The organism is Xenorhabdus ishibashii (genome assembly GCF_002632755.1).
Taxonomy (GTDB): Bacteria; Pseudomonadota; Gammaproteobacteria; order Enterobacterales; family Enterobacteriaceae; genus Xenorhabdus; species Xenorhabdus ishibashii.
In genome coordinates, this window is the sequence record NZ_NJAK01000001.1 from 1,981,946 (window position 1) to 2,005,956 (window position 24,011).

General features: G+C 45.1%; 13 protein-coding genes. 8 read left to right on the forward strand and 5 right to left on the reverse strand.

Features of this window, described 5'->3' with window-relative positions; all coding sequences use genetic code 11:
• Positions 1–170 precede the first annotated feature (170 nt).
• The 5 genes from rplJ (at position 171) to Xish_RS09465 (ending at position 11,292) form a co-directional block, all read left to right on the forward strand.
• On the forward strand, positions 171–668 hold the full coding sequence (gene rplJ / locus Xish_RS09445; protein WP_099117650.1) for a 50S ribosomal protein L10: 498 nt from the start codon (positions 171–173) through the stop codon (positions 666–668).
• A gap of 63 nt (positions 669–731) precedes the next feature.
• Positions 732–1,097 (forward strand): 50S ribosomal protein L7/L12, encoded by a 366-nt coding sequence (gene rplL, locus Xish_RS09450; protein WP_045972989.1) that lies wholly within the window; start codon positions 732–734, stop codon positions 1,095–1,097.
• A 391-nt stretch (positions 1,098–1,488) separates the two neighbouring features.
• A complete protein-coding gene (rpoB, locus tag Xish_RS09455; RefSeq protein WP_099117651.1) occupies positions 1,489–5,517 on the forward strand; it encodes a DNA-directed RNA polymerase subunit beta in 4,029 nt (1,342 codons plus the stop codon).
• A gap of 161 nt (positions 5,518–5,678) precedes the next feature.
• Positions 5,679–9,902 (forward strand): DNA-directed RNA polymerase subunit beta', encoded by a 4,224-nt coding sequence (rpoC, locus tag Xish_RS09460; protein ID WP_099117652.1) that lies wholly within the window; start codon positions 5,679–5,681, stop codon positions 9,900–9,902.
• Positions 9,903–10,008: 106 nt separating this feature from the next.
• A complete protein-coding gene (locus Xish_RS09465) occupies positions 10,009–11,292 on the forward strand; it encodes a polysaccharide deacetylase family protein (RefSeq protein ID WP_099117653.1) in 1,284 nt (427 codons plus the stop codon).
• Positions 11,293–11,491: 199 nt separating this feature from the next.
• Here Xish_RS09465 and malM read toward each other — a convergent pair whose 3' ends face one another.
• Genes malM through malK form a run of 3 tightly spaced genes read right to left on the reverse strand, consistent with a single transcriptional unit; the run spans position 11,492 to position 14,870 of the window.
• Positions 11,492–12,463, reverse strand: coding sequence for a maltose operon protein MalM (gene malM / locus Xish_RS09470; protein ID WP_099117654.1), 972 nt, complete (start codon positions 12,461–12,463; stop codon positions 11,492–11,494).
• On the reverse strand, positions 12,463–13,725 hold the full coding sequence (locus Xish_RS09475; RefSeq protein ID WP_099117655.1) for a maltoporin: 1,263 nt from the start codon (positions 13,723–13,725) through the stop codon (positions 12,463–12,465). Before Xish_RS09475 ends, malM begins: the two co-directional genes overlap by 1 nt.
• Positions 13,726–13,760: 35 nt before the next feature.
• Complete coding sequence (malK, locus tag Xish_RS09480) at positions 13,761–14,870, reverse strand: maltose/maltodextrin ABC transporter ATP-binding protein MalK (protein WP_099117656.1); 1,110 nt, start codon at positions 14,868–14,870, stop codon at positions 13,761–13,763.
• Between the two features lie 436 nt (positions 14,871–15,306).
• Between malK and malE the strand changes: the two genes are divergently transcribed.
• The 3 genes from malE to malG all read left to right on the forward strand — a co-directional run bounded on the left by malE (position 15,307) and on the right by malG (position 19,056).
• Complete coding sequence (malE, locus tag Xish_RS09485; RefSeq protein ID WP_099117657.1) at positions 15,307–16,506, forward strand: maltose/maltodextrin ABC transporter substrate-binding protein MalE; 1,200 nt, start codon at positions 15,307–15,309, stop codon at positions 16,504–16,506.
• A 90-nt stretch (positions 16,507–16,596) separates the two neighbouring features.
• A complete protein-coding gene (malF, locus tag Xish_RS09490) occupies positions 16,597–18,153 on the forward strand; it encodes a maltose ABC transporter permease MalF (protein WP_099117658.1) in 1,557 nt (518 codons plus the stop codon).
• A gap of 12 nt (positions 18,154–18,165) precedes the next feature.
• Positions 18,166–19,056 carry a maltose ABC transporter permease MalG gene (gene malG / locus Xish_RS09495; protein WP_099117659.1) on the forward strand — a complete coding sequence of 297 codons (891 nt, stop codon included), beginning with the start codon at positions 18,166–18,168 and terminating at the stop codon, positions 19,054–19,056.
• A gap of 95 nt (positions 19,057–19,151) precedes the next feature.
• Here the strand turns inward: malG and malQ are convergent, their stop codons facing one another.
• Both malQ and malP read right to left on the reverse strand, forming a co-directional pair.
• Positions 19,152–21,293, reverse strand: a complete 2,142-nt coding sequence (gene malQ, locus Xish_RS09500) for a 4-alpha-glucanotransferase (protein ID WP_099117660.1) — start codon at positions 21,291–21,293, stop codon at positions 19,152–19,154.
• A 9-nt stretch (positions 21,294–21,302) separates the two neighbouring features.
• Positions 21,303–23,747 (reverse strand): maltodextrin phosphorylase, encoded by a 2,445-nt coding sequence (gene malP / locus Xish_RS09505; protein ID WP_099117661.1) that lies wholly within the window; start codon positions 23,745–23,747, stop codon positions 21,303–21,305.
• Positions 23,748–24,011: the final 264 nt, after the last annotated feature.

The following is a 24,011-nucleotide window of genomic DNA, read 5'->3' on the forward strand; positions in this document are numbered from 1 at the left end:
GTCCAAGACCGCAGGCGTAAGTAATTACTTAATATCCTGCGTAGACGGTGACAGAGCCAAATGAAATTATTTTCTGGATTCTGCTCACCGTGTTTTAGCGCTCAGGCACATTCTGTGCTTGAGTGAAGTGAGTTCCGGGTTTTCCCGGTTAATCCAGGAGCAAGAAGCTAATGGCACTAAATCTTCAAGACAAACAAGCGATTGTTGCTGAAGTCAGCGAAGTAGCCAAAGGCGCGCTGTCTGCGGTTGTTGCGGATTCTCGCGGCGTTACCGTAGATAAAATGACTGAACTGCGTAAAGCATGCCGTGAAGCTGGCGTTAACGTACGTGTCGTACGTAACACCCTGTTACGTCGTGCTGTTGAAGGCACTGAATATGAGTGCCTGAAAGAAGCGTTTGTTGGTCCAACCTTGATTGCTTTCTCTTTTGAACATCCGGGCGCAGCAGCTCGTTTATTCAAAGATTTCGCGAAAGCGAACCCAGCATTCGAGATTAAAGCAGCAGCCTTTGAAGGTGAGTTTATCCCAGGATCAAATATCGATCGTCTGGCAACACTCCCAACTTACGAAGAAGCAATCGCACGCCTGATGTCAACCATGAAAGAAGCCGCTGCCGGCAAACTGGTTCGCACTCTGGCTGCGCTACGCGATCAGAAAGAAGCTGCTTAATTGCTTATTTCCTTCGTTGCTTTTTAACGTATAAATTTTTTCTGAATTTTAGGAACACTTGTTATGTCTATCACTAAAGAACAAATTCTGGACGCAGTTGCAGAAATGTCTGTAATGGACGTTGTTGAACTGATCAGCATGATGGAAGAAAAATTCGGCGTTTCTGCTGCTGCAGCTGTAGCTGTAGTTGGTGGTGCTGCTGAAGCAGTTGAAGAAAAAACTGAATTCGACGTCATCCTGACTGGCGCGGGTGCTAACAAAGTTGCTGTAATCAAAGCAGTACGTGGCGCAACTGGCCTGGGTCTGAAAGAAGCTAAAGATCTGGTTGAAAGCGCACCAGCGGCTCTGAAAGAAGGCATCAGCAAAGACGACGCTGAAGCTCTGAAAAAATCTCTGGAAGAAGCAGGTGCTTCTGTTGAGATCAAGTAAGATCTGTTTGAAGTTCGCAGCCTGATTTTTTAAGGCTGGCGGCTGGCGGTTTTTTAATCGCCAGCCTTTTTGCGCTGTAAGGGTATTGTCTGCTAGCTTTATTGTCAGACTACCTGAAACAGCCTGATGTAGGGAGTTAGTAGCATTTCACACTGTTTGGCTACTAATAAACCCAAAATACTTCTTCCTATTGACGCCTTAATATACTGCGTTCTCAGCTACGATCCACTCGGGTAGCTCGGTAGTAAGGTAACGCAATGAAATGATTTAAGAGTAATAGTAATGGGTATTACGGAAAATATTCTATTTTCTGTTCGAAAAAATAGTGTTGCAGCGTGCTGTCCTTAAGGGCGGACAGAGTGGGTCACTTATCAGCGAGCTGAGGAACCCTATGGTTTACTCCTATACCGAGAAAAAACGTATTCGTAAGGATTTTGGTAAACGTCCACAAGTTTTGGATGTTCCATATCTTCTTTCTATCCAACTTGACTCGTTCCAGAAATTTATCGAGCAAGATCCTGAAGGCCAAAATGGTCTGGAAGCGGCTTTCCGCTCAGTGTTTCCAATTCAGAGCTACAGTGGCAATTCAGAGCTGCAATATGTAAGCTACCGTCTTGGCGAACCTGTTTTTGATGTTAAAGAGTGCCAGATCCGTGGTGTGACTTTCTCCGCACCGCTGCGCGTTAAGTTGCGTCTGGTAATCTATGAGCGCGAAGCGCCAGAAGGTACAGTTAAAGACATCAAAGAACAAGAAGTCTACATGGGTGAAATTCCACTCATGACTGATAACGGAACTTTCGTTATCAACGGTACTGAGCGCGTTATCGTCTCTCAGTTGCACCGTAGCCCAGGCGTTTTCTTTGACAGCGATAAGGGTAAAACCCATTCATCCGGTAAGGTACTGTATAACGCACGTATCATCCCTTACCGTGGTTCATGGTTAGATTTTGAATTTGATCCAAAAGATAACCTGTTTGTGCGTATCGACCGCCGCCGTAAGCTGCCGGCTTCGATTATTCTGCGCGCGATGAATTATTCCACTGAAGACATCCTGAATCTGTTCTTCAAAAAAACCGTTTTTGAAATTCGCGACAATAAATTGCAGATGACGCTGGTTCCAGAACGTCTGCGTGGCGAGACGGCTTCATTTGATATTGAAGCAAACGGTAAGGTCTATGTTGAAAAAGGCCGTCGTATCACAGCTCGTCATATCCGCCAGTTAGAAAAAGATCAGGTAGACCGTATTGAGGTGCCTGTTGAATATATCGCGGGTAAAGTTGTCGCAAAAGATTACATCGACCAGAACACAGGTGAAATCATCTGTACTGCTAACATGGAGCTCTCTTTGGATCTGCTGGCTCGTTTGAGTCAGTCTGGTTACAAATCTATCGAGACCCTGTTTACTAATGATCTGGATCACGGTGCTTACATTTCCGAAACTCTGCGCGTTGACCCAACCAATGATCGCCTGAGCGCACTGGTTGAAATCTATCGTATGATGCGTCCGGGTGAACCACCAACACGCGAAGCCGCAGAAAACCTGTTTGAGAACCTGTTCTTCTCTGAAGATCGTTATGATCTGTCTGCGGTTGGTCGTATGAAGTTCAACCGTTCGTTGGATCGTGAAGAGGTTGAAGGTTCCGGTATCCTGAGCAAAGAAGACATCATCGACGTGATGAAAAAGCTCATCGATATCCGTAACGGTAAAGGTGAAGTCGATGATATCGACCACTTGGGCAACCGTCGTATCCGTTCCGTTGGTGAAATGGCTGAGAACCAGTTCCGTGTTGGTCTGGTACGTGTAGAACGTGCAGTCAAAGAGCGTTTGTCTCTGGGCGATCTGGATACCCTGATGCCACAGGACATGATCAACGCCAAACCTATTTCTGCGGCGGTGAAAGAGTTCTTTGGTTCGAGCCAGTTGTCCCAGTTCATGGATCAGAACAACCCACTGTCTGAAATTACCCATAAGCGTCGTATTTCTGCGTTGGGTCCAGGCGGTCTGACTCGTGAGCGTGCAGGCTTTGAAGTTCGAGACGTACACCCAACTCACTACGGTCGTGTATGTCCAATCGAAACACCCGAAGGTCCAAACATCGGTTTGATTAACTCATTGTCCGTTTATGCGCGTACCAATGAGTATGGTTTCCTTGAAACACCTTACCGCTTAGTTCGTGATGGTGTAGTGACTGATGAAATCCACTACCTGTCAGCAATCGAAGAAGGTAACTACGTCATTGCACAGGCGAACACCGTATTGGATGAAGAAGGCCACTTCGTTGAAGAATTGGTAACTTGCCGTCATTACGATGAATCCAGCTTGTTCAACCGTGATCAGGTTCAGTACATGGACGTTTCGACACAGCAGATCGTGTCCGTCGGTGCTTCTCTGATCCCATTCCTTGAACACGATGACGCCAACCGTGCATTGATGGGTGCGAACATGCAACGTCAGGCAGTTCCAACTCTGCGCGCTGATAAGCCACTGGTTGGAACAGGTATGGAGCGTGCAGTAGCGGTTGACTCCGGTGTAACCTCTGTTGCTAAACGTGGTGGTGTGGTTCAGTACGTTGACGCATCCCGTATCGTTATCAAGGTTAACGAAGATGAAATGTACGCGGGTGAAGCGGGCATTGATATCTATAACCTGACCAAATATACCCGCTCAAACCAAAACACCTGTATCAACCAGACACCATGTGTTTCTTTGGGTGAATTGGTCGAACGCGGTGACGTCCTGGCTGATGGTCCATCCACTGACTTGGGTGAACTGGCTCTGGGTCAGAACATGCGCGTGGCATTCATGCCTTGGAATGGTTATAACTTCGAGGACTCCATCCTCGTATCTGAGCGTGTTGTTCAGGAAGACCGTTTCACCACCATTCACATTCAAGAACTGGCTTGTGTGTCTCGTGACACCAAACTGGGGCCTGAAGAGATTACTGCCGACATCCCTAACGTGGGTGAAGCTGCGCTGTCTAAACTGGACGAATCCGGTATCGTTTATATTGGTGCGGAAGTAAAAGGTGGCGACATTCTGGTTGGTAAAGTGACACCGAAAGGTGAAACTCAGTTGACTCCAGAAGAAAAACTGTTGCGTGCGATCTTCGGTGAGAAAGCGTCAGATGTGAAAGACTCTTCACTGCGCGTACCAAACGGTGTTTCTGGTACTGTCATCGACGTACAAGTCTTTACCCGTGATGGTGTAGAGAAAGACAAGCGTGCGTTGGAAATTGAAGAGATGCAGTTGCGTGAGGCTAAAAAAGACCTGACAGAAGAACTGCAAATTTTCGAAGCTGGCCTGTTTGCTCGTATTCACTCTGTACTGGTTGCCGGTGGTGTTGAAGCGGAAAAACTCAACAAACTTCCTCGTGGGCGTTGGTTAGAGTTGGGCTTGGCTGATGAAGAAAAACAAAATCAGTTGGAGCAGTTGGCAGAACAGTATGACGAACTGAAAGCAGAGTTCGAGAAAAAACTGGATGCTAAACGCCGTAAGATCACTCAGGGCGACGATCTGGCACCAGGCGTGCTGAAAATTGTCAAAGTGTATCTGGCTGTGAAACGTCAGATCCAGCCTGGTGACAAGATGGCAGGTCGTCACGGTAACAAAGGGGTTATCTCCAAGATCAACCCGATTGAAGACATGCCTTACGATGAAAACGGTACACCAGTGGACATCGTACTGAACCCGCTGGGCGTACCATCACGTATGAACATCGGTCAGATTTTGGAAACTCACTTGGGCATGGCGGCGAAAGGCATTGGTGACAAAATCAATGCAATGCTGAAACAGCAGCAAGAAGTTGCCAAACTGCGTGAATTTATCCAGAAAGCTTATGATCTGGGTGATGATACCCGTCAGAAAGTTGATTTGAGCACCTTCAACGATGAAGAAGTGATGCGTCTGGCAGAAAACTTGAGAAAAGGTATGCCTATCGCAACACCTGTCTTTGACGGTGCAAAAGAGACCGAAATCAAAGAGTTGTTGAAGCTGGGTGGCTTACCGACTTCCGGTCAGATCGCTTTGTTCGACGGCCGTACAGGTGAGCAATTCGAGCGTCAGGTAACTGTTGGTTACATGTACATGCTGAAATTGAACCACTTGGTTGATGACAAGATGCACGCCCGTTCTACCGGTTCTTACAGTCTGGTTACTCAGCAACCGCTGGGTGGTAAGGCTCAGTTCGGTGGACAGCGCTTCGGTGAGATGGAAGTGTGGGCACTGGAAGCATACGGTGCGGCATACACCCTGCAAGAAATGCTCACCGTTAAATCCGACGATGTTAATGGTCGAACCAAGATGTATAAAAACATCGTGGATGGTAACCACCAGATGGAACCAGGCATGCCGGAATCTTTCAACGTATTGCTGAAAGAAATCCGTTCGTTGGGTATCAACATCGAGCTGGAAGACGAATAAATCATTTTCCCGCTGGTACTGCCCGGCCGTATGTTGAAACATAAGAATGTCGGGCGGTTTACCAGCCAGTGGTTACACTGGTCCCAGTGGTTATACTGGTTATAGAGGGGAGTGGCATGGGCCACTCACCTAACAGGTCTAACTCCGACAGGAGCCATTTCGTGAAAGACTTATTGAAGTTTCTGAAAGCGCAAACCAAGACCGAAGAGTTTGATGCTATCAAAATTGCTCTGGCCTCTCCAGATATGATCCGTTCGTGGTCATTCGGAGAAGTAAAAAAGCCGGAAACTATTAACTACCGTACGTTCAAACCTGAGCGTGACGGTCTTTTCTGTGCGCGTATTTTCGGGCCAGTAAAAGATTACGAATGTTTGTGTGGTAAATACAAGCGTTTGAAACACCGTGGTGTGATTTGTGAGAAGTGTGGCGTTGAAGTAACCCAGACCAAAGTTCGTCGTGATCGTATGGGTCACATAGAGCTGGCATCTCCAACTGCTCACATCTGGTTCTTGAAATCTCTGCCATCCCGCATCGGTTTGTTGCTGGATATGCCTCTGCGTGACATTGAACGCGTCCTGTACTTCGAATCCTATGTGGTTGTCGAAGGTGGCATGACCAGCCTTGAGCGTAGTCAAATTCTGACTGAAGAGCAGTATCTGGATGCACTGGAAGAGTTCGGTGATGAATTTGATGCAAAAATGGGTGCAGAAGCAATCCAGGCTTTGCTGAAAAACATTGATCTGGAAAACGAATGTGAAGTCTTGCGTGAAGAGCTGAATGAAACCAACTCCGAAACTAAGCGTAAGAAACTGACTAAACGCATTAAACTGCTGGAAGCCTTCATTCAGTCTGGTAACAAACCAGAGTGGATGGTTCTGACTGTCCTGCCAGTTCTGCCACCGGATTTGCGTCCACTGGTTCCACTGGATGGCGGTCGTTTCGCAACATCAGACCTGAACGATCTGTATCGTCGCGTTATTAACCGTAACAACCGTTTGAAGCGCCTGTTGGATCTGGCTGCGCCAGATATCATCGTACGTAACGAAAAACGTATGTTGCAGGAAGCGGTTGATGCGCTGCTGGATAACGGCCGTCGCGGTCGTGCGATTACCGGTTCTAACAAGCGTCCTCTGAAATCCCTGGCAGATATGATCAAGGGTAAACAGGGTCGTTTCCGTCAGAACTTGCTGGGTAAACGTGTTGACTACTCAGGCCGTTCTGTAATTACCGTAGGTCCATACCTGCGTTTGCATCAGTGTGGTCTTCCTAAGAAGATGGCACTGGAGCTGTTCAAACCATTCATTTACGGCAAGCTGGAACTGCGTGGTCTGGCAACGACTATCAAAGCCGCCAAGAAAATGGTTGAGCGTGAAGAAGCTGTTGTATGGGATATCCTGGATGAAGTCATCCGTGAGCACCCAGTTCTACTGAACCGTGCACCAACCCTTCACCGTCTGGGTATCCAGGCATTTGAACCAGTCCTGATCGAAGGTAAAGCTATTCAGTTGCACCCACTGGTGTGTGCGGCGTATAACGCCGACTTCGATGGTGACCAGATGGCTGTTCACGTACCGTTGACTCTGGAAGCCCAGTTGGAAGCGCGTGCGTTGATGATGTCTACCAACAACATCCTGTCTCCAGCGAGCGGTGAACCAATCATTGTTCCATCTCAGGACGTTGTATTGGGTCTGTACTACATGACTCGTGACTGTGTTAACGCGAAAGGCGAAGGCATGGTTCTGACCGGTCCTAAAGAAGCAGAGCGCATTTATCGTGCGGGTCTGGCTTCTCTGCATGCCCGTGTCAAAGTTCGTATCACAGAAGAAGTGAGAGATGGCGAAGGCAACGTGACTATCAACACAGGTTTGGTTGATACCACCATCGGTCGTGCCATTCTGTGGATGATTGTGCCGCGTGGCCTGCCATACTCACTGATTAACCAGCCGTTGGGTAAAAAAGCCATCTCCAGAATGCTGAACACCTGTTACCGCATACTGGGCTTGAAACCAACAGTTATCTTAGCTGACCAGACTATGTATACCGGTTTTGCTTACGCTGCTCGTTCTGGGGTATCCGTAGGTATCGACGACATGGTCATTCCTGAGAAGAAAGAAGGCATCATCGCGGAAGCGGAAGCAGAAGTGGCCGAAATTCAGGAACAGTTCCAGTCAGGTCTGGTAACTGCCGGCGAGCGCTATAACAAGGTTATCGATATCTGGGCTGCGGCAAACGAACGTGTTGCTAAAGCGATGATGGAAAATCTGTCTACTGAAACGGTTATTAACCGTAACGGTGAAGAAGAACAGCAGGTTTCTTTCAACAACATCTTTATGATGGCCGACTCTGGTGCGCGTGGTTCTGCTGCTCAGATCCGTCAGTTGGCGGGTATGCGTGGTCTGATGGCAACGCCAGATGGCTCCATCATCGAAACCCCAATTACCGCGAACTTCCGTGAAGGTCTGAACGTACTCCAGTACTTCATCTCAACCCACGGTGCTCGTAAAGGTCTTGCGGATACCGCATTGAAAACGGCGAACTCCGGTTACCTGACCCGTCGTCTGGTTGACGTTGCTCAAGACTTGGTAGTAACTGAAGATGACTGTGGTACTCTCGATGGTATCCTGATGACTCCGGTTATCGAAGGTGGAGATGTTAAAGAGCCACTGCGTGAACGTGTATTAGGACGTGTAGCGGCAGAAGACATCCTGAAACCAGGTACAGCGGATATTCTGGTTCCACGTAACACATTGCTGAACGAAAAATGGTGTGATCTGTTAGAAGAGAACTCCGTTGACAGCGTGAAAGTACGCTCCGTAGTAAGTTGTGAAACTGACTTTGGTGTTTGTGCGAACTGTTACGGTCGTGACCTTGCTCGTGGTCACCTGATCAACAAAGGTGAAGCGATCGGTGTTATCGCAGCACAGTCAATCGGTGAACCAGGTACACAGTTGACGATGCGTACGTTCCACATCGGTGGTGCGGCATCTCGTGCGGCAGCAGAATCCAGTATTCAGGTACGTAACAAAGGTCATCTGAAACTGACCAACGCGAAATTTGTTACCAACTCAGCAGGCAAACTGGTTATTACTTCTCGTAATACCGAATTGCGCCTGATCGACGATTTCGGTCGTACCAAAGAGAGCTATAAAGTACCTTACGGCTCGGTATTGACGAAAGGTGATGGTGAGACAGTAACCGGCGGTGAAACCGTTGCGAACTGGGATCCACATACCATGCCAATCGTGAGTGAAGTATCCGGTATTATCCAGTTCTACGACATGGTTGATGGTCAAACCATTACCCGTCAGACGGATGAGCTGACTGGTCTGTCTTCACTGGTCGTTCTGGATAGTGCGGAGCGTACCGGTAGCGGTAAAGACCTGCGTCCAGCACTGAGGATCGTAGATACCCAAGGTAACGATGTTCTGATCCCAGGTACAGATATGCCTGCTCAGTACTTCCTGCCGGGTAAAGCGATTGTTCAGTTGGAAGATGGTATGTCCATCTCTGCGGGTGATACATTGGCGCGTATTCCTCAGGAATCTGGCGGTACTAAAGATATCACCGGTGGTCTGCCACGCGTTGCGGATCTGTTCGAAGCTCGTCGTCCGAAAGAGCCTGCTATCCTGGCAGAAATCAGCGGTATCGTTTCCTTCGGTAAAGAAACCAAAGGCAAGCGCCGTCTGGTAATTACCCCACTGGATGGTGGTGAACCTTACGAAGAGATGATCCCTAAATGGCGTCAGCTCAACGTGTTCGAAGGTGAAGTTGTTGAACGTGGTGACGTGATCTCCGATGGTCCAGAATCTCCACATGACATTCTGCGCCTGCGTGGTGTTCACGCGGTTGCTCGTTACATCACTAACGAAGTACAGGAAGTTTACCGCCTGCAAGGCGTTAAGATTAACGATAAACACATTGAAGTTATCGTTCGTCAGATGCTGCGTAAAGCAACTATTGCGAATGCGGGTAGTTCCGAATTCCTTGAAGGTGAGCAGGTTGAATACGCACGCGTTAAGGTTTCGAACCGCAAACTGGAGCTGGATGGCAAAGTACCAGCTATCTTCCAGCGTGATCTGTTGGGTATCACCAAGGCATCACTGGCAACAGAATCCTTCATTTCTGCGGCATCGTTCCAGGAAACAACCCGCGTTCTGACTGAGGCAGCCGTTGCTGGTAAACGTGATGAACTGCGTGGCTTGAAAGAGAACGTTATCGTTGGTCGTTTGATCCCTGCGGGTACAGGTTATGCTTACCATCAGGATCGTATCCGCCGTCGTCAAGAAAACGAAGTGGTTGAAGCGCCACAAGTTAGCGTTGACGAAGCCACTGCAAACCTTGCTGAATTGTTGAATGCAGGTTTTGGTAGCAGCAATAACGAGTGATATCGTGATGCATAGCATACCCTATAGTATAGCTAAATACCGATATCGCTAATTGTGAAATGCCCTCTCTTGGTAGAGGGCATTTTTTATTGGATGGAAAATTAAAATGAGACGAATTGTTTATATTATTGCAATGATTTTCTTAACGCTTTTGGTCTGTTTTTCCAATCCAGCTTTATCACAGTATCACGACTTTCCTCATTATCGATACATGGAGGTAACTAAAGACAGTGAAATCTATTCTTGGGTAGGTGAACACTTCATCAAGGTAGGGTTATTAAAACAAGGACAAGCCTTTAAAGTTTCTGAAGAAGGAGAGAGGGATTATTATGCATTTCATTTTTGTAATGGGATAGGTTATGTAGCCAAAGAGAATTTAAAGGAAATTAAGAAATCTGTATTTCCCAGTGATCCTTTTAATACTCTTCACAAAAAAGTCTCCCAAAACTTGATGGTTTTTAAGGTAGTTCGAATTCATAGCGCACCTGATATGGATAGCAAGCCAGTTGCAATTTTGATGGAAAATCTCCGTTATCCGATTTTAGACAAATTACAAGATCTTTCCCACCATACTTGGTACGAAATTAATTTAGGCGGTCGACTGGGTTATATTAGTGATCAGGATGCTGAACTGGACAATGGCATTCCTTTATTAACTTATCATCATATTCTTCTGGATAAGAAGAATAAACGTTTCCGACATACTTCAACAACCACATCTCTGACCGCTTTTCGCGAACAGATGGCTTATTTGAGGCAGGCAGGTTATATCACAATTTCACTCTATGAATTAGAAGATTACCTAAATAGCGATATTAACTTGCCGGCAAAAGTGGTTGGCTTGACCTTTGATGATGGACTGAAATCCGTTTATCGTTATGCTTATCCAATTTTGCAAGAGAATGGTCAGAAAGCGACACTCTTTATTATTTCATCCCGTGTGAAACGCCATCCGCAGAAATGGGAGCCTGATAGCCTGCAATTCCTGAGCCTTTCTGAATTATATGCCATGAAAGATGTATTTGATTTTCAATCTCATACTCATTTCTTACACCGTTTGGCAAAAAATAAACACCCCATCCTGTACAGCCGGTCGTATCACAATATCCTGTATGATTTTGAACATTCCAGACGGGCACTATCACAATTTAATCCGCATGTACTTTATCTCTCTTACCCTTTTGGTGGATATAATCCAAAGGCAATGAAAGCGGCCAAACAAGCTGGATTTCATTTGGCTGTCACCACGGTAAAGGGCAAAGTTAAGTTAGGGGATAATCCCTTTTCTTTGAAACGATTATATATATTGCGAACAGATCCGATTGAAAAAATGGCAAAAATGATTGCTAATAAACCCTATTTAATGCCTTTAGGAACGCTTAATAATTGAATATAGGATGTAAAATCATTTAATTGCTAAATAGCAAGGGAGCATTCTAAGATTATGGATTACTTTAAGTAAGTATGACGTTGGTAATGCTATGCAATGAAAATTCATCCGAGAAGGATAATGAATTTGTATCTTTTAAGAGCCTATTCCCTTAGGCTCTTAAGTTAAATATCTCGCTATAATTATTTGATGAATAAATTTATTTTTTGTTTTTTATCGTCTTGATAAAAGTTTCCCGTGCAGTTGGAGAACCAAGTCGTTCTGCTTCATCTAACAGTTTCAGTGCTTTATCAACATCACCATTGTGAATAGCTCTTTTGATTGCGTCATTGAAATACCGTTCAGTATCGTTCAGTACAGGTTTAACTACTGGGTCAGCAGTCGGGGTTGTTCTTATCGGCGATGTAGATACTGTTTGTGTAGAACCGACTATGACTGGTTTAGGTGCAGGTGAAGAAAATACCTGGCCTATCAGGATATTGCCTGCGTTGCTTTCTGATTGCACTTTTAACGTTAATGTACCTGTTTCTGTATGACGAGCGATTGGATCTGGAATATCCGGCACAGAATTACCGACACCTTTAGCATAAGCCTTAGCAGGATCGACCATTTGTGTCGAAGCTTGCAAATCAGAACGAGTGGTGTAAATCAGCAAATAGATTCGCTGTTGCCCCAATGCCGGAGTCAGCTTTAACACTCCTTCAAGCCTGTCGGTGGACATAATACTTGGTTGTTGATAGCGGAAATAGTGGCTTGGATAAAAGGCCGCAGGACGGAGTTGTTCATCGAAGACTAAAACATTCGGTGAGTATACCTGCTTATCTTTTATCAGACTGTTCAGCGTGATTTCCAATGAGCCTTGATTGGCCGGTAAGGAAAATGTGGCTACCGCACCTTGGATATGTCCATCATTAAGCTGCTGTGATGTGCTATCAAGAATAATAGTCTGAGTGCCATGAGCATTAACGGGCTGCCACTGTAACTTCTGCAAGGTTGGCAAAGACAACGTTGGCGCAGCATTGGTTGTTTCTATGCCAGATTTTGCCCTATTAGCTATTGCTGTACCGGATTTTACTGTGTCAGACCGTGCGGTATCTGGTGTAGCATAACTCGCCGGAATCATGTTGCAGAGCAGGGCACTGAGACAAAGTAAGAGTAATTGTTTTTTCATTACCACCAAGCCTCAAATTGGGCACCAAATGTAAACTCATCGCTGTTCCCACGACTGAATTGATGTACTGGTGTATCGTGGTAGGCAGTGCCATTGTCATAGCCCCATTTTTCATTCCATTTGGAGTAAGTGGTGAATAAACGGATAGCAGGGCGTGACCAGATACTGTCACCAGCTTGCCACTGTTGAGCCAAAGTGATCTTGAACTGATCATTGTTTGCTTTGGTGCGTTGTGACTTCACATGGTCATAACCCACTTCCATTAAGGTACTCATTATCGGTGTCCACTTATACATTGGGCGGACACCTACGGTGTACCATGTGTTGCCATTGTTATTGTCGCGGTCAATGTCTTGATACATGGCAGCATACATGAGATCCCATTTCTTGGTGATACTGATGGCTCCATGGTTCAGAATGCGTAGCATATGTCCGTTATTGTCTACAGTGGCACCTTCGGAACGTCCATTACCGCTGGAAATCATAGCGTCAGTTGCGTACTGTAAGACAAATTTGTTGAAACCACCTAACAGGCTTTGGGTATGTTCGGCAGTTAGCATTACACCATCTTTAGGCGCTTGTCTTTCAAGCTGATATCCCTTACGTGTATTTGCACGCCCATAATCAAGACCAAACTCCAGTGTACCGCCAGCATTAACAGGTAAGTTGGCTAACCGTATATCAAAAATGTCATTTGAAGTATTTGGGGCGTCTTTGCGTTTATTATCAATCCATCCATATGAACCTCCTTCTTCTGTATTACGGGTTACAGCGAAGGAAAGTTTGCCAAAACCAAGATCAATATTTTCCAATCCTGCACCAGGACCAGAAATATCCCAGTAATAGAAGTCGATCATATGTACATCGTGACGCTGGTAGAAACGTTTACCGGCCCATAGTGTTGAACCAGGCAGCCAATCAATAATATTGGTTGCTTTCACGTTGACTTCACGAAAACCAGGCTTGGTATCTTCCCAGTCTTTTTGCTGATTGACGGAATAGGCTAAATTGGTATCAAAATAGAAACTTTTATTACCTTCTTTCCATAATTCTTGTCCTAACTTAAGTTCAGCATAGGTTTCACATTCGTTGCCAAGACGGTATTTACTCGACGCTCCGGTGACTTTGGCACAGTTCTGCTCACCACCATTACCTGTCCAGCCAATGCCTGAACGGGCATAGCCATGGAAGTCAACAGCAATAGCTTGTGTTGATAATAAACCTGTAGTTAGCATAGCCAATGAGAGAGACAATATACGCATAATAATTCTCCTGTTATTTTTTTATGGCCGCGGATCTAGACTCCGGGTTCTTTATGTAAACGCTGACATGCGGTGCCATCTTCACGAAAAAGATGGCATCGGTGAGGTGCTAATCCGATAGTGAAATCAGCTCCTTCTTTTACGAGAACAATATCAGGTTGGCGGTAAACCAAATTTTGATGAATGGCAGGTATGCGGATGTGAATTTGGGTTTCATTCCCCAGTTGTTCCACGATCTGTACTGTCCCCTCTAACGTAACATCGGCTACATCATTAGGCAAAAGATGTTCGGGGCGAATCCCCAAAGATACATTACTACCGACAGTTAGTCCTTTACTTTCAACCGGTAACCAAACAGGCTGGCCGTTAGGCAGGATGATCTGTACCTGATCAACAGCAATCGCTGAAACTTTTACTGGCAGGAAATTCATTTTTGGTGAACCAATAAAACCTGCGACAAAGCGATTGGCAGGATAGTGATAAATTTCAAGTGGCTTACCAACCTGAGCAATATTGCCCCCATCCAGAACAACAATCTTATCTGCCAGCGTCATGGCTTCGGTTTGATCATGCGTTACATAGACCATTGTACGTTGTAGTCGTTTGTGTAAACGTGAAATTTCAATTCTCATCTGTACACGCAGGGCAGCATCCAGATTGGAAAGAGGTTCATCCAGCAGAAAGATATTGGGTTCAGCAACGAGAGTTCGGCCAATGGCGACTCGCTGGCGTTGACCGCCGGATAGTGCCTTGGGACGACGATCCAATAGGTGTGCAAGCTGGAGGGTTTCTGCAACTTGTTGCACTCGCGTTTGAATATCGCTTTTTTTGACACCCGCCAGCTTCATGCCGAATGACATGTTGTCTGCAACAGAGAGATGGGGATATAGCGCGTAAGATTGAAAAACCATACCGACGCTACGTTTGGCTGGCGGGACATCATTCATCCGTTTTCCGTCTATCAGCAAATCACCGGATGTAACATCTTCCAATCCCGCGATCATTCTCAGCAACGTTGATTTCCCACATCCTGACGGGCCGACGAATACGACGAACTCCCCTTCCTGAATATCAAGATTCAGATCTTTGGAGATGACAATTTCACCATATGATTTAGATACATTGCGGAATGTGACGCTAGACATTTGTTCCCTCCCTCGGATTGGCCGTCTCAGTTTTCTGTTTGTTTCTTATTTGTCTTCGTTTCTTATGTCGTAGTGAGAAACTGCGTAAAAAACTGATGGCAAGATTGTGTATAAAATAACAGGTGCGAGAATCCTCCATCCCAGAGTTTTTGATGGTGGAGGAGTCAGGAGGACGAGCTTAATGTGATTAAGAAAGGAAGAAGAAAATTGCTAGATAAGATGTGACTTAAATCTCAAAAAAAGATGACGTATTAGTGTTAACGTTCTGATTTTAATTGTTTTTGTAAGCAAGCTCACATTCATACAGTATGAGGCGTAGAACAGGGGAGGATGAGTCTTTCTTATATTGATTGCACACTGGTGTCATTTTATCGCGATGTAACAAAGAGCATTATCTTGAACTAACAAATAACTAACAAATGAAAAAGGCGGAATGATGACCAAGAATATTGTAAAAGTAGGGGCTTGTACCCTGATGCTTTCCGTTTTAACAACATGTGTATTGTCTGCTTCGGCCTTCGCAAAGCCGGAAGAAGGAAAGTTGGTCATTTGGATCAATGGTGATAAAGGTTATAACGGACTGGCACAGGTTGGTGAAAAATTCGCAAAAGAAACGGGAATTCCTGTCACTGTTGAGCATCCAGACAAACTGGAAGAAAAATATACCCAAATTGCAGCTAGTGGAGATGGACCGGATATTATTTTCTGGGCACATGATCGTTTTGGTGGTTATGCTCAATCAGGGTTAGTTACTGAAATTACTCCTGATAAATCGTTTATTGACAAGCTATTTCCCTTTACGTGGGATGCCGTTCGTTATGATGGAAAATTGGTAGGATACCCTGTCGCAGTTGAAGCCCTTTCTCTTATCTACAATAAAGATCTGATTAAATCTCCTCCTAAAACATGGGAAGAAATCCCTGCCTTGGATAATGAACTGAAAAAGCAAGATAAAAGCGCAATCATGTTCAATTTGCAGGAGCCGTATTTCACCTGGCCACTGATTGCTGCTGATGGAGGATATGCCTTCAAGGCAGAGAATGGTACTTATAATGTTAAAGACAGTGGAGTGAATAACGCAGGCTCTAAAGCGGGAATGAAATTTCTGGTTGATTTAGTCAAAAACAAACATCTCAATGCAGATATCGATTATTCCATTGCTGAAGCTGCCTTTAATAAAGGCAAAACCGCAATGACGATTAATGGCCCTTGGGCGTGGGCGAATGTAGATAAAAGTAAGATTAATTATGGTGTTACCCTATTACCCACTTTTAAAGGAAAACCCTCTAAACCCTTTGTGGGCATTTTAACGGCGGGAATTAATGCGGCCAGTCCTAATAAAGAGTTAGCGAAAGAATTTTTGGAAAACTATCTGCTAACCAATGAAGGGTTGGCGATGATCGACAAAGATAAACCGTTGGGAGCGGTAGCTTTGAAATCCTATCAGGAGATCCTGGCGAAAGATCCACGTATTGCTGCCACGATGGCAAATGCTCAAAACGGCGAAATTATGCCAAATATCTCCCAAATGAGTAGCTTCTGGTACGCAATGCGTAGCGCTGTTCTTAACACTATCAGTGGGCGTCAAACGATAGATGATGCGCTTAATGATGCTGAAACAAGAATGACAAAATAAACGAATGACAGGCTCCTAAGTCTAAGGAGCCTTAGCCCTTATTGTGATAAGTGTTGGATAATCACAATTTTTGGTAACAGGAAGTGCAAGATGTCAGCGACATTAGAAAAGACAGTATGGTGGCAGCATCCTGCCCTGAAGTGGTTTATGGTAGGTTTTTGCCTACTTTTTACAGGTTATCTGATTGTGCTGATGTACGCACAGGGAGAGTACCTGTTTGCTATGGTAACACTGGTATTACTGGGAAGTGGTATTTATGTTTTTTCCAACCGAAAGGCTTATGTTTGGCGCTATACCTACCCTGGAATTGCTGGAATAGGGATATTTATACTGTTTCCACTTATTTGTACGATTGCTATTGCTTTTACAAATTATAGCAGTACTAACCAATTGACATTTGAGCGTGCCCAAACGGTATTAATGAGTCGCCATTATCAGACAGGGGAGCCATTTAATTTCAAACTCTATCCGGCATCTGAACAATGGATCCTGGCTTTGAACGTTCCTGATAGTAATAGTCTATTGATATCTGAGCCTTTTTCTCTTGCGGGAGCGGAAGAAATCAGCCTGCCTCTCCATGAACAGGAGAAAAAATTTGAAGGCAATGCTGCGACACTGCGTACTATTACTCAGTATCGGCAGGCGTTGAACCAATTGGTAGTTGTTCTTCCTGATGGCAGTAAACTGAGAATGAGTTCTTTGCGCCAGTTCTCTGCGATAAACCCTCTTTATTCCCTTGATGAAGATGGGATTACACTGACAAATAGACAAACTGGCATACTATATCGACCAAATATGGATACAGGATTCTACCAATCCATTAATGCTGAGGGAGAATGGACTAATGAAACATTAAGCCCTGGATTCACAGTGTCTATCGGTTGGAAAAACTTTCTACGGGTGATACAGGATGAAGGTATTCAAAAACCTTTTTTGTCCATTTTTGTCTGGACAATAGTTTTCTCCCTAGTGACAGTGGCATTGACGGTTACCCTGGGAATGGTTCTCGCTTGTGTTGTACAGTGGGAGGCGCTTAAGGGACGAGCGATTTACCGTGTACTGCTTATTTTGCCTTATGCTGTGCCCTCGTTTATTTCCATTCTGATTTTCAAAGGATTATTTAACCAAAGTTTTGGTGAAATTAATCTGGTGCTAAATGGATTGTTTGGTATTAAACCGGATTGGTTTACAGATCCGACACTCGCTCGAACCATGTTGATTATCGCAAATATGTGGTTGGGGTATCCCTATATGATGATCCTTTGCATGGGATTGCTGAAATCTATCCCTGATGATCTTTATGAGGCATCGGCGCTTGATGGTGCAGGAGCGTGGCAGAATTTTACCAAAATTACCTTTCCATTATTGATTAAACCATTGACCCCGTTAATGATTGCCAGCTTTGCTTTTAATTTCAATAACTTTGTCCTGATTCAACTGTTAACCAATGGTAAACCTGATCATATTGGTACATCGACACCTGCGGGTCATACCGATCTTTTGGTGAATTATACCTATCGTATCGCCTTTGAAGGTGGGGGTGGACAGGATTTTGGTCTGGCAGCAGCAATTGCAACATTGATCTTCTTATTGGTAGGTGCATTAGCCATCATCAATTTGAAAACTGCCCGCATGAAATTTGATTAAGGAGAAAATACGATGGCGATGGTACAACCCAAATCGCAGCGATGGCGGGTATGGGGAACACATATATTAATGCTGGCTTTTATTGCCATGATTTTGTTCCCTCTGCTGATGGTCATTGCTATTTCTTTGCGTCCGGGTAATTTTGCTACGGGTAACCTGATCCCAGATACTATTTCATGGGAACACTGGAAATTGGCATTTGGTTATAGCGTGGAATCTGCTGATGGACACATCACGCTTCCTCCATTTCCAGTCATGCAATGGCTTTGGAACTCTGTAAAGGTTGCTTTCATTACTGCTACTGGAATTGTAGCACTATCAACGACGTGCGCGTATGCATTTGCGCGAATGCGCTTTCGTGGAAAAAGCACTTTACTCAAAGCAATGTTAATTTTTCAAATGTTTCCGGCAGTACTTTCTTTGGTGGCACTATATGCCTTGTTTGATCGATTAGGAGAATATATTCCTTTCCTTGGTCTCAATACCCACGGTGGGGTGATTTTTGCCTATCTGGGCGGAATTGCTTTGCATGTATGGACGATAAAAGGTTATTTCGAAACGATAGATCGTTCTTTGGAAGAAGCAGCCATGCTGGATGGCGCGACATCGTGGCAAATTTTCCGTTTGATACTGTTGCCACTTTCTGTGCCTATATTGGCTGTGGTATTTATTTTGTCGTTTATTGGTGTGATTACCGAAGTACCTGTTGCATCTCTGCTACTACGTGATGTGGATAATTACACATTAGCTGTGGGAATGCAGCAATATCTTCATCCACAGAACTATCTCTGGGGCGACTTTGCCGCTGCGGCTGTACTCTCCGCTATTCCTATCACGGCAGTTTTCTTATTTGCCCAACGTTGGTTAGTCGGTGGATTAACGTCGGGAGGAGTGAAAGGTTGATCCTCTCCCCAATCATATTTAGCTATATATGATTGGGGATGTTTTCTTGCTACTGGGTTGTAATTTAGGTAAATAGCTGTAACTTCATTAAGTTATTAACCCTGTTTTCGGCACTCTCCGATTGTTTGTAACAGATGGTTGATATGGGTATCCGCAAACATATTTTCCAACGTGGAAGTAAGTTTTCGTCGCCAGTTAGGATATTCCTCTGTTGTACCAGGGATATTAACAGGGCGTTCCATATCCAGCCAATCTTCAGGTTGTAATCCTAATAAAGCACAGGCGCTACGGGCTATATAGCGATGGATACCTTGATTTATAGCATGTGACATCGGATGTTCAGTTTTTGCCAGTGATACTGAGTCCTGAAATAAGGAGGGGGTATCTGTTTTGGGTAATCCTTCTGGTAAATAGCCGTGACGATTTAAACTGGTTAATAATGCTTGCTTACAGCGTTTGCGTTCCGAATATAAATCGGCAAGAAGGGTTTTATCAGGGTATAAACCGATGGATTCTCCTAAGGTGAGATCTTCGTTTTGCCAGAATCCACGCAAGGTAGGTAAGTCATGGGTAGTAATGGTTGCCATTGCTTGCACGGGATATTCATCGGGAGAACGATATTCACCTTGCTCATTGCGTTCGAAATAAAAGACCTTATAGGAATAAACACCTCTGTCTCGTAATTTATCGATAATTTCTTCCGGTACAATTCCTAAATCTTCGCCTATCACTAAACAATGATTGCGCTGGCTTTCCAATGCCAATATTGCCAGTAGATCATCAACCGGATAATGGACATAAACGCCTTTATCGGCAGTTTCTCCTTGTGGTATCCACCAGAGTCTGAGCAGAGACATCACATGATCGATACGCAATGCACCGCAATGACGCATATTGCTACGCAGTAATTCGATGAAAGGTTGATAGGCTTGTGCTTGTAATACATGGGGGTTCATTGGCGGAAGCCCCCAGTTTTGCCCCCGTGGTCCCAGAATATCGGGGGGCGCTCCGACAGATGCCTTAGTGCAATAGATGCTTCGGTTGCACCAGGTTTCTGAACCACCTTGCGCTACTCCAACGGCAAGATCACGGTAAATACCAATCGGCATGTGATTGGTTTGGCTGGTAGTGAAGCACTCGGCAAGCTGGGTATCAGCCAGCCATTGCAGCCAAAGGAAAAAAGCTATTTCCTGTGGATGTGAATGACAGAATGCCTTAACCGCATCACTTTCCGGTTCACGATATTCTTCCGGCCATACCGGCCAGCCCCAATAAATATGACTTTCCCCGTATAGCTTATGGTGTAGGGCATCATAAACAGCTTGAAAATAAAGATTTTCCCCCCCTTTGTTTACAAACTGTTGGAAAGCAATTTGTTGAGGATCATCGTCAAGCCGGAGTGTAAATTGCGGATAAGCCAGACGCAATGCAGCCATTTTTAGCGTTATGACTGTAGTGTAATCGACCCATTCCGTCTGACGGGCTTGCTGGAGTTTGCTTTGTGTTTCCGTTGAGTGCCACCACGCTTGTGCTTCGGCGCTATCATTAAAGTCTTCAACCTGATCCACGGCAATATAGATGATATTGAGCCAGTGGCGGGATGATGGGCTGTAAGGGCTGGCATTTTCAGGCATTGCAGGATATATAGCATGAAGAGGATTCAGGCCAATAAAGGCACCACCACGCTGTGCCAGTTCTTGCAACATATATTTCAGATCGCCAAAATCACCAATTCCCCAATTTGTTTCTGATCGCAGGGTATAGAGCTGAACGCAAGCACCCCAGAGTTTTTCCCCACGTGTTATGGCATCAGGTTCGTAACAGCGTTCAGGAGCAACAATAAGTTGCATAGAGTACTGAGAGTGATTCTCTGGTTCCACTTTCGGCACCAGGCTCAGTGTGTGATACCCCAAGGGAAGATCGGATGGTAAAGGGAGTTGATGCTGGCAGTGACCATGAAATACTTCACCTTGCTCAGTGTGTATCTGCCATTGATAATGATGCCCCTCTTTCAGGGGCAAAGTCACTATTTGTCCCTGAATAACCACTTTCACATTAGGTAAAAAGGAAGCCTCTAAATGGGAAACCGGCCTTTCGACCGGTATATTTGTATCCATCGCTTCCAATATTCGATGCCTGATTTCAGCAGGGATCGCCTGTGGTTTTCCATAGGCATTAATATATTCGCTGGCAATGCCGGCTTCAGTTGCCAAATCATCAAGGCATTTGTTTTCCATACTTAATCCCTATTTGGTTTTCCAGATGCGTTGTTGATAATCCTGAATAGCGCGATCAGAACTAAAGTTACCCATTCGAGCGGTATTTAGTACAGTACTGCGCGTCCAGCCTTGGGCATCGCGATATCGAGTGTCAATTTGTTTATGAGCGTGGCAATAAGAGGCGAAATCAGCCAACACTAAATAAGGGTCACCACCGTCAGTCAGGCTATGTAACATAAGATCAAATGCGTGCGTATCCCCGTGGCTGAATTCACCATTAGCGAGGGAACCAAGGATACCTTTTAGATGATGATCCTGTTGAAGGATAGCTTGTGGATTATAGCCGCTATTTAGTAACGCTTTAGCTTCTTCTACGGTCTTGCCGAAGATAAAGATATGGTCGTTTCCGACTTGTTCAGCAATTTCGACATTCGCGCCGTCTAGTGTTCCGATGGTGAGTGCGCCATTTAAGGCCAATTTCATATTGCCTGTACCGGAGGCTTCTTTGCCCGCTGTAGATATTTGTTCTGACACATCGGCCGCTGGGATCATCAGTTCCGCAGCAGAAACGTTGTAATCAGGAATAAAAGCGATCTTAATGCGATCACGGACGATCGGATCATGATTAATCTTTTCAGCGGCATGATTGATGGCAGAGATGATGTTTTTCGCCAGATAATAGCCGGGAGCGGCTTTGGCACCGAACAGGAACACACGGGGATGGATATCTAAGGCCGGATTTTCCTGAATCTGTCGGTAAAGTGACAAGATATGGAGCAGGTTCAGATGCTGACGCTTATATTCATGCAGACGTTTTATCTGTATATCGAAGATAGCATGGGGATCAATCTTCAGTCCCATGACCTTATTGACATAATTGGACAGGCGAATTTTATTGTCTTGCTTAACGGCTCGATAGGTGTCACGGAAGGCAGTATCGTCGGCATAAGGTTCGAGTTGCTTCAAGGTGGCAAGATCATTTACCCACCCATAGCCCAATGTTTGGTCAATTAATGAAGAGAGTGCGGAGTTACACTGTTTTAACCAACGACGTGGAGTTACACCATTCGTCACGTTGTGGAATTTAGTTGGCCATAGTTGGTGATATTCAGGGAATAAATCTGTCACGATCAAGGATGAATGCAGGGCTGCGACTCCGTTGACGGCAAAGCAGGCGACAACGCAGAGGTTAGCCATTCTGACTTGATTGTCATAAATAACCGCTAATTTTTCCCAGATTTGTTGATTATCAGGCCAGACTTGTTCAACGGTTTTTTTAAAGCGTCGGTTGATTTCCTGAATGATGCGATGGTGGCGTGGCAGAAGATCGCTAATTAGTTGCTCATCCCAACGTTCTAAGCCTTCGGGCAGTAAAGTATGGTTGGTATAGGCGAAAGTTTTTCCCGTGATTTCCCAGGCTGCTTCCCAACTTAACTGGTATTCATCAAGCAGAAGACGCATCATTTCAGGGATTGCGATAGTTGGGTGAGTATCGTTAAGCTGGATAACTTCGTATTGTGCCAGTTCTTCTATTTTGCGCTCTGCTTGTTGGTGGCGGCGCAGAATATCGGTTACGGCACAAGCACATTGAAAATATTGTTGCATCAAACGCAGTCGTTTACCGGCCTGATGATTATCATTCGGGTAGAGAACCTTAGTCAGGCTGGCGGCTTCAATGCCTTGTTGTTCGGCGTGCAGGAACTCCCCATCATTGAAAAGTGACAGATCAAAGGGGTTATCGTAAGCTGCTTGCCATAGGCGAAGCGGTTGGGTTACACCATTGTGATACCCAAGCACGGGTAAATCCCATGCTTCACCCATCAGAGTAAACGCAGGAACCCAATTTTCATGGCCATCAGCAGTTGTCACGATTTCGCCACCAAAACCGACGCTAACTTTTAATTGCGTGTTATGGCGAAACCACGGATAGGACTCGCGTTCCCAATTATCAGGTGATTCAATTTGTTGTCCCTCTTTAAAGGACTGGCGGAAAAGACCATATTGATAATTGAGACCATACCCCGTAGCAGGTTGATTGATTGTCGCCATTGAGTCGAGAAAACAGGCTGCTAACCTCCCTAACCCACCATTGCCCAATGCGGGATCGGTTTCTTCTTCCAGCACGTCACTCAACATGATGCCATCTTCTGCCAGATAAGACTGAATATCGTCATACCAACCAAGATTTAACAGGTTGTTGGCTGTCAGTCGGCCTATCAGAAATTCCATCGAGATATAGTTGACATGACGTTGGCTGTCAGAGGATGGATTGGCATGGTTTTGCTGAGTGGCTAGGGGGAGTAATTCAGATACCGCTGCACTAATGGCCTGCCACCACTGATGTGGAGTCATTTCCTGGGCTGAACTGAGACCGAAAGATTGCCATTGGCGTGTCAGTGCGGCTTGAAATAAGGCTTTATCGAGTTTCAGATTTTTATCTAATGTAGATGATTTTAATGTAGATAATTGCATGGCGTTGCATCCTGTCACTAACTGAGGAAAGTTTGGAGAATTATTTACGGGGATATGCTGAAGGTTAGTGGCTTGGGAAACATCATCCTGTGAAAATATTCGCGGGGGAGGAGCGCAAGGGCGTAGCTATTTCTTTCGAGCTTTTTCGCAATTTCATAGAGAAATAGCAAGGTTGCAACCAAAGAATGTGACAAGGTGCAATTTAACACAATGAAATTAATCAACTTGTTTGCAAAAGATGGGCGTTTCTCTACATTTGTTGAT

Excerpts from the sequence above, each read along its gene's own strand:
- rplJ (WP_099117650.1), top strand. The coding sequence starts at position 171 with ATGGCACTAAATCTTCAAGACAAACAAGCGATTGTTGCTGAAGTCAGC.
- rplL (WP_045972989.1), top strand. The coding sequence starts at position 732 with ATGTCTATCACTAAAGAACAAATTCTGGACGCAGTTGCAGAAATGTCT.
- rpoB (WP_099117651.1), top strand. The coding sequence starts at position 1,489 with ATGGTTTACTCCTATACCGAGAAAAAACGTATTCGTAAGGATTTTGGT.
- Xish_RS09465 (WP_099117653.1), top strand. The coding sequence starts at position 10,009 with ATGAGACGAATTGTTTATATTATTGCAATGATTTTCTTAACGCTTTTG.
- malM (WP_099117654.1), bottom strand. The coding sequence starts at position 12,463 with ATGAAAAAACAATTACTCTTACTTTGTCTCAGTGCCCTGCTCTGCAAC.
- Xish_RS09475 (WP_099117655.1), bottom strand. The coding sequence starts at position 13,725 with ATGCGTATATTGTCTCTCTCATTGGCTATGCTAACTACAGGTTTATTA.
- malK (WP_099117656.1), bottom strand. The coding sequence starts at position 14,870 with ATGTCTAGCGTCACATTCCGCAATGTATCTAAATCATATGGTGAAATT.
- malE (WP_099117657.1), top strand. The coding sequence starts at position 15,307 with ATGACCAAGAATATTGTAAAAGTAGGGGCTTGTACCCTGATGCTTTCC.
- malF (WP_099117658.1), top strand. The coding sequence starts at position 16,597 with ATGTCAGCGACATTAGAAAAGACAGTATGGTGGCAGCATCCTGCCCTG.
- malG (WP_099117659.1), top strand. The coding sequence starts at position 18,166 with ATGGCGATGGTACAACCCAAATCGCAGCGATGGCGGGTATGGGGAACA.
- malQ (WP_099117660.1), bottom strand. The coding sequence starts at position 21,293 with ATGGAAAACAAATGCCTTGATGATTTGGCAACTGAAGCCGGCATTGCC.
- malP (WP_099117661.1), bottom strand. The coding sequence starts at position 23,747 with ATGCAATTATCTACATTAAAATCATCTACATTAGATAAAAATCTGAAA.